Below are 7,330 nucleotides of genomic sequence, written 5' to 3'. Positions count from 1 at the left end.
ACAGTAAGGCCCGTAGATAAACTGCCAGTCAGTCGCTTAACTGACTGGCATTACTGCTAATAAATAGCCCTATTATTTTTCTATAAAAGGACGGTTTCATTATTTATTCTCCAAAATTTTTACGGTTCAATTTACCGATCTGCAAGGTAAAAGAAGCGTCTCAAGGTAATGTAGTGCTGTGGGTAACGTAATATGGCACTGTGTTTTTCCGTCCCAGATGACAGATAGGGTCTCATTCGGTGATACGCCAGTAATATAAGCGTGTCCGCTATTGGTTATCATGGCGACATCTCGGCCTTTTTTATTTTTTCTCAGCGCGGCAAAAGGAGGATATCGGCCATTGTTCAACGTCACATGGCCCATGACTTTTGCGCCGCTGGCGACATCAAATTTACGGTGGCCAATTGCGCCCTCCGTCAATGTTCCTTGAACCACTGTCGTGGTTGCTTCCATCTCTCTTGGCAGTTTTTGTACATCAATTCGTGTTGATACATCGTAATAACTGCTGGTGTCGGCAATCACGGCGAGACCGTAGCGGTTCGTTTTTACCCGACTGTTGTAAAACGGTATATCAGGCTGCCCGTCCGTATCGACCATAATACGCGTACCACCATTGTTCCCTTTGGGATGTGCGGCAATGCCATAGCGGGTTGCGGTAAAACCTCCTCGAAGCGAGCCATTCAGGTAGGTATAGCTATCTTGTTGCCAGGCGAGCCCGACGTTTGCATCGGTCGTTGGGGCAAGATGTGTATAGTTCCCGCTCAGATAGGTGTTCTCTCTACTGTCGTAGCGGGAACTCAGGTTCCAGGAATGGTTGGGATCGACGTTGTTCGTATAGGTGAGCGCCTGGCTATTACCGTTGTCATAGTGACTCATGCTGTAACTAAGACGCTGCTTTTCTCCTAGCGGAATAGAAAAGCTCAGGTATACGCTATCGTCAGTGCGGCGGTTGAACGTTGTCCGATAAGCAGACAAGCTGGCGGCCACGCCTCGGAATGCACCAATATTAATATATTTGTTCAATGAAAGACCGTAACGATCCTGCTGTGACGTATTCCAGTATGTTTGGTGTGTGTAAGATAAATAGGCGGACAGGCCGCTCAGCAGCGTTTGTTTCTCTTGCGTGGCAAAGTTTTTCGAGAGCGTTAAGGTATAACGCTCTTTTTCATTGTGGTACCTGCCGTCGTGGCCGAGCGTGTAGAGGTATTGCGACATACTTAGGTATGTTTTTTCCGAAAACCGATAACCGGCAAAACTCAGTTGGCTATCAATGGAATCAAAGTATTTCGACCAGTTTAGGGAAAAAGAGTGTCCCGTCAGCGATGAAGATGACGTCGGTATTGTGGCGCGTGATTGGGTGATATCTGCGGATAGCGCGCCGAGCAGGTAAAGATTTTTCCCGACGCCTGCTGACCAGGATTGATAGCTATCTGACAAGATCGTGCCGCCATATACCGACCAGGCGCTGGATAATCCCCATGATACTTCCGCGGCAGAGAAGGCTGGCCCTTGCATATGGTGATCTGAATCTGACGGTTTGCCTGCGGCGAGTTTATATTGTACATGCCCCGGTCGCGTTAAATAAGGCAGATTGGCGGCCTCGGTTTGAAACGTTGTTACGGTGCCGTCTTCTTCCGTTACGGTGACATCCAATGTTCCGCTAACCCCATTCTTCAGATCCTGAATGGCAAAAGGGCCTGCGGGTACCGTCGTTTCATAAACCATCCGGCCATTCTGTGTCACGGTAATGGTGGCGTTAGATTTGGCGACCCCACGGATCTCAGGCGCATATCCCCGCAATGACGGGGGCAACATATTCTCGTTGTTTTCCAGTGAAATGCCGGTGAAACGGTAGCTGTCGAACAAATTACTGCTGAAATACATTTCTCCGAGCTTTAGATCGGCCGATATGGTTGGCAATGGACGATAGGCGTAAAACTGATCCCACGAGAATCGATCGCGACTTGAATCACGGTACTTTTGTAGAAAATAACGATAGTCCGCACGATAGCGCCAGGCTCCCAGATTAAATCCGGCAGTACCGTAACTGCTGAAGTAGCGGGATCCGCCGCTGTTATTGGTATTATGACGAATATTACCAACCAGATTATAGTCTAGCAGTGCACCGTTGATGCCATGATCCCATTGTTCTGGTGGAACCCAGTGGCTATCACTGTACTTAAGCCATGCCTGAGGAATAGTAATATTCAGGCTTCCCATTCCTATCTGATTAGATACTTTTACGCCAGGTATTGGCGTCAGATCTGCGCATATTCCATTGTTCCAAAAAATAATTTTTTCTTGGGCTGTTTTTTTTAGTGTGAGTTTATCAACCATGGCCGATGGCAGGCAAACTGTTGGCTTATTACTGGTATTACCCGTTGGTAAATAGCTGATCATTTGTTGATGTATTTCACGTGTATTAATTTTTATAGATAGTAGATATTCCCCTGGTGTGACATATTCAGGATCGGAAAAATGACTAAGATCAATATTTTCACCTTCATTAACATCTAGCACGTTGATATTAAATTCTGTCGCATTAAGTGTGAATACGTTGAGAGACAAAGTGAAAATGCTATAGCGAAATAACGCGCCTCTTTTTTTTTCTTTAAGTATGATAGTGATTATATTCATGAGACTGCGCGTTTTTATAAAAATGATGTAGTCAGGGTATAAAACACAATAATGGTAATGTGTTTTCCTAATTTAGGACTCTGCATGTATTCGTAGTGCTTTCAATTAAATCAATGAAGCTAATGGTGGCATCCTTGCCGTTTTTCTCCGTTATTTATTGATAAGAGACGACGAAATTAGCGGTGCTGGCGAAAGAACCTGTTGTAATCGTCGCTGATTGGCCGCCTTGTGGTACTGGCAGTTTTTCAACATAAGATGTAAATGAGAAAATATTATTTCCGTTTGCTAACGGCGTTGCATCAACGGCCGGCGTTGAACCATCAAATTTAATTTTGCTGCCCGAATACTCTACCGCAATGCCTGCGCCGGATGCGCTGCCATTTAATGCCAGTAATTCACTGTTCGTACCGGAAGCTGCGCCGCCAGAGAATACGATTTTTGCACTGGTTGAAGTCTCCAGACTGCAATCTTTGAGCGTGATATCAAACGTTTTTATATCAGAAGTTCCACCGTTCTCTAAAACGGTCTTGCTGATTTCACCAAATTCTACCGTTTGTTGTAGGTCTTCCTGAGAAACGGAACACGGCGTATCGATGATTTTCCCTTTAAATGTCACCGAACCGTTATGTGAATCAGCGGCATGTGCTCCTGCGGCGTAGATCATCGTGATAAAAGACGCCAGGGCAATTTTTGATAAATTCATAGTACACTCTCTTTATATTGTTACTATTTTATAAGTATTAGAAACGTGAATACCACATTTTAAAAGATGCTTATGGTATTCATGATGATTACACTTTATGAATAAAATTTATTACCGATCTTTCTGCTGCTGCAATGTTCAGGTCGATAATGAATGTGTGCTTATGGTAGATAGACTTGTTTTTTCAGTCAAATATATTGTTTCATTTAGATTTTTTTGGTTTAAATGTCTTATTTTTACTTTTTTTTAGGTTTAAATTCTTGTTACAGGGCTTGGCCCTATAGCCTGGTAACGATGATTTTTTAAATTTAAAGTGAAAAATATTCTTTTTGATTCAGTGTGTTATTTAATTTTTTGTTTTTTTAAGAAAAGATAGGAGAGGTTATCTATGTTTATGTAAATATAGTGATAAGCATGCTTTCCTATATGGAAACTAAACGCAAAATAAATATCCTTTGACAATAAACAATGATATTTTTATTCTTGTAAACCGTAGCATGGTTTGTCAAAACGATGCTGTAGCGTTCAAGTCCCACACCTTAATCGTAGTGGAAAAAACATATGGTGTATTTAATTAACCATTTAATCCTTTTTAATGAGGATGATGGTACGCTTGCGTGGCACGATCGTGAAAATGAAGCTGTGGCCTTAAGTTTTCCTGTTTCCCGATTATTTTGTCTATTGATAGAAAACCCAGGGGTAACATTAAGCCGAGATGTATTGCTAAAAGAGGCGCTTGAAAAGAACGGGCTATGTTCTTCCATTAATAATCTTAATAATTATCTCTCGCTGTTACGTAAAGCTCTGCGGGAGTTTGATCTTGCTGAGTCAATCGTCACAATTCCTAAGTCGGGTCTTATCTTTAATGTGGAAAGCATTGAGCGCTGCCATAAAGAAAATGAAATAGAAAAACAATCCGAGGGAATGAGCGAGGAAGAGAACGAGGAAGAGAAAACACAGGTCATTCTGAAAGAGAATAAGCCTACCGAGCGTGTTTCATGGGGAGGTCGTGGTTATACCATTGCTAAATCCATGAGTAAGCGCGGGTATGTAACGTGTTTCTTTATTTTCAGCATGATACTTTTGTTTGTTGGGGTGATCGTAGAAAATGGTAACCGCTTTCCTTATAGGTATCTTGTGAATGTAAGTCCATCAGGAAAATGTGATGTTTTTTACCTGTATAAGCGTGTTGATGAACAGATGCCGGAAAATTACGAGAACCTTTGTTCAGAGAATGTGCTGTTTTTCTTATCAAAAAAGACATCAATACCGGGCGTGGTAGATAAAAAAATGGAAATTGTGATCTCCTGTCAGACCGATGGGAAAGGGTGCGTGACGTATGTTGACTATTAAAATTGGGAAAAAAACTGTTTTTATCGCTGTAGCTTCATTTATCTCTTTATTTTTCGGTGTGTTTTTTTATTTTAATAGTAACTTATACAACAAGCCACTTATCTGTCACGCCGAGGTAAAAGTCAACGAAAATGATAAAACCATCCGAAAGGAGTATGACATCTATTTTTACCTGAATAGTAAGAATAGAGCATTAGTATTAGTTAATGGCATCTATATTGATAGCTCAGGCATCCCATTGACCATTCGACGTACCTTTAGCTTTGATGCCACCAGAGAGTCTAACCGATTAGTGGTTCACAACATCACTCTGGATAAGAATGTGAATGACAGCGCTCCTGAAAACGCTATTCCTATTCTTGGTGAGAATGATGTGATTCAAATCGAGATGTTGACGAAACATACTTATTTGGTCAGTACCGTGCAATCAAAAATGGCATGCAATATCCGCTACTGACACTTCTGGAGGATAGATGAGCGTGTTGTGTTCGCTACCTTTCTATCTATAGATAGTGAAAATGCTCACTCCCCAGTCACGGACGTTATCCAACCCCATAACTTTCTCTTAACCTGATATTTACTTTCCTTGCTTTCCTCTTAATCACCTGTGTTTGTAAGACTATTTACACCCCCCTGATTTACTGCTTTTTATACGGAAGTAGGTCGTTACCAATATTACTTCTTAATATCTCTTTTAGGACTTTTCCATGAATGAAGGGAAATTAACTGGTAAATCTTTAGTAGAAGTTTATTTAACTTTACATTGAGAACTATCCTAACAGTCAATGGTTTATTATTCTGTTTTTTTGTTTTATTGTGAATTTTGACTCTGCGTTTGTTTTTTTAACCTACTATTGATCTTGTTCTGCGGTGAGTCCCATATGTTACGCACAATCGGTTTTTTCGCTGATGTCGGCGTAAGAAAAATAGTGTTCTATCTGGTTCGTATAAAAGATGGAGAGGGTGTGGCGAGCGTAAATAAGATTCTATCATTAGAAAAAAACGAGTGTACGGATAAACTGATTCTGGTTTTCGATAATAATGTTTATGTTCAGGAGGCTATTACCGAATTTTTAAGTGAAAAAAATGATTCTGCATATATTATTAGCGTAGTTGACGACATTAATGACCTATTTTATCAAATTGCAATAAATGAAAATGTCGATGCCGTTTTTGTTGCATACAATCCTGTTTGGATGCAAACGCTTCATGCTATTTATAAGCTAAAACATTTTTATCCGGATGTTAAAATTATCGTCTTACTGGATTCTCCTCATTTCCCATCAGTTGTGTTGATGCGAAGTTTCGAGGTCAGCATCATTTTGTCTAAGAAAGATAATCTCGATTGCCTTAATTCGGCCTTGGCATTAGAACCGAGTTCTTGTTATTTGAGTCCGTCGCTTGCAGTACAGATAAATGATAAGCGTATTGATGATATGACAGCACTTGAGCAGATGGATATATTTCTGACACCAATGGAATGCTTTATTTTAGCTGAACTTTTTGGCGAAAAAAGCACGCTGAGTATCGCGAAAGAAAGAGGGTGTAGTGTGAAAACTATTCATCAGCATAAAAAAAATGCACTGGTGAAAATGGGATTCAATAGGCTAGTAGAATTGATCGGTTTGTGCAAAGGGGATGGCTTTTTACATCGAGGAAATGAATCTGCTTTGAATTTACATTAATTTGAGTGATTTTTAATTCGTTATTTTTTATCGTGACTTATATTTTTTAATTTTAATTCCATCTTTTGTATGGCGTTTGCTTATACAAAATCAGTGTACTGACGATACCTTGATTTTTTTTGAGGTGTTTTTATGTACTTTTCGTTATGAGTATCTTACGCATGTGATTATATTTTAGGAGATAAGGTAAATGAAAATTAAGCATATTTCTTCAGCTATTGGTTTAGTTTTGGCGTTATCAAGCGGCGCTGCTTTTTCTGCCGATCAAGGGCAAGGGACTGTTACTTTTAAAGGATCGATTATCGATTCACCTTGCTCTATTACGCCGGAAACGACTGACCAGACGGTAAACATGGGACAGGTTTCTAACAAAGCGTTAGAAAATGGCGGGAAATCGACTCCTCGTCCTTTCTATATTAAGTTGGAAAACTGTGATGTGGCTACCCTGACGGATAAGACCGTCACCACAACGTTCACCGGTACTGCTTCTGCTGCCCAGACGGATAACCTCAGCCTGGTGGGAACCGCTCAAGGCGCAGCCATTGTTCTCACCAATGGCGATGGTACGTCGATTAAGTTGGGTGAAGCTTCTCGACCCACTGCCGTTCAGGATGGCAATAATACTCTGACCTTCGCGGCATATCTGCAAGGGGATGGCGGGACTGCGACCGTTGTTCCTGGTGAGTTTACGTCAGTGGCGAACTTCACTCTCGCTTATCAATAATCCTAATCACGAGTGCAACAACAGGCGCGAAATTCGCGCCTGTTTTACCCAAAGTGATTGTGCTGACAAAAGGGAGTGGGCGTCATGTTGAATATTCAACGTTCTGTTTTTGTGCGTTGCCGGCGAATTCAGGTTTCCGTTGTCCATTGCAAACAAAATATTGGCATATCGGTTACGCCGACAAGTCAAATAATACGCCTCGCTCGTCCATTTATGACCCGATTTAAA

The 7,330-nt window shown here is 41.2% G+C and carries 6 protein-coding genes; 4 read left to right on the top strand and 2 right to left on the bottom strand.

Translation table 11 applies throughout. The annotated features are described in order from the left end of the window. Positions 1 to 126: 126 nt before the first annotated feature. A complete protein-coding gene (locus ACKPVM_RS13735; RefSeq protein WP_409309782.1) occupies positions 127 to 2,637 on the bottom strand; it encodes a fimbria/pilus outer membrane usher protein in 2,511 nt (836 codons plus the stop codon). Positions 2,638 to 2,791: 154 nt separating this feature from the next. Next, on the bottom strand, positions 2,792 to 3,340 hold the full coding sequence (locus ACKPVM_RS13730; protein WP_409309781.1) for a fimbrial protein: 549 nt from the start codon (positions 3,338 to 3,340) through the stop codon (positions 2,792 to 2,794). A 561-nt stretch (positions 3,341 to 3,901) separates the two neighbouring features. Between ACKPVM_RS13730 and ACKPVM_RS13725 the strand changes: the two genes are divergently transcribed. The 4 genes from ACKPVM_RS13725 to ACKPVM_RS13710 all read left to right on the top strand — a co-directional run bounded on the left by ACKPVM_RS13725 (position 3,902) and on the right by ACKPVM_RS13710 (position 7,102). After that, positions 3,902 to 4,693 (top strand): winged helix-turn-helix domain-containing protein, encoded by a 792-nt coding sequence (locus ACKPVM_RS13725; protein ID WP_409309779.1) that lies wholly within the window; start codon positions 3,902 to 3,904, stop codon positions 4,691 to 4,693. Next, positions 4,680 to 5,150, top strand: a complete 471-nt coding sequence (locus ACKPVM_RS13720) for a FidL (RefSeq protein ID WP_409309777.1) — start codon at positions 4,680 to 4,682, stop codon at positions 5,148 to 5,150. Before ACKPVM_RS13725 ends, ACKPVM_RS13720 begins: the two co-directional genes overlap by 14 nt. A 424-nt stretch (positions 5,151 to 5,574) precedes the next feature. Continuing rightward, positions 5,575 to 6,378: a LuxR C-terminal-related transcriptional regulator gene (locus ACKPVM_RS13715; protein WP_409309776.1), complete on the top strand. Its 804-nt coding sequence runs from the start codon at positions 5,575 to 5,577 to the stop codon at positions 6,376 to 6,378. Positions 6,379 to 6,568: 190 nt separating this feature from the next. Then, positions 6,569 to 7,102, top strand: a complete 534-nt coding sequence (locus ACKPVM_RS13710; RefSeq protein ID WP_409309774.1) for a fimbrial protein — start codon at positions 6,569 to 6,571, stop codon at positions 7,100 to 7,102. Positions 7,103 to 7,330: the final 228 nt, after the last annotated feature.

It is taken from the genome of Pectobacterium hainanensis, assembly GCF_046237015.1.
Classification (GTDB): Bacteria; Pseudomonadota; Gammaproteobacteria; order Enterobacterales; family Enterobacteriaceae; genus JBJYIN01.
The sequence above is the reverse complement of the archived record's forward strand: the minus strand, read 5'-3'. Positions and strand labels throughout refer to the sequence as shown.

Bases quoted from the DNA above. Each gene is read 5' to 3' on its own strand.
- ACKPVM_RS13735 (WP_409309782.1), bottom strand. From the start codon at position 2,637: ATGAATATAATCACTATCATACTTAAAGAAAAAAAAAGAGGCGCGTTA.
- ACKPVM_RS13730 (WP_409309781.1), bottom strand. From the start codon at position 3,340: ATGAATTTATCAAAAATTGCCCTGGCGTCTTTTATCACGATGATCTAC.
- ACKPVM_RS13725 (WP_409309779.1), top strand. From the start codon at position 3,902: ATGGTGTATTTAATTAACCATTTAATCCTTTTTAATGAGGATGATGGT.
- ACKPVM_RS13720 (WP_409309777.1), top strand. From the start codon at position 4,680: ATGTTGACTATTAAAATTGGGAAAAAAACTGTTTTTATCGCTGTAGCT.
- ACKPVM_RS13715 (WP_409309776.1), top strand. From the start codon at position 5,575: ATGTTACGCACAATCGGTTTTTTCGCTGATGTCGGCGTAAGAAAAATA.
- ACKPVM_RS13710 (WP_409309774.1), top strand. From the start codon at position 6,569: ATGAAAATTAAGCATATTTCTTCAGCTATTGGTTTAGTTTTGGCGTTA.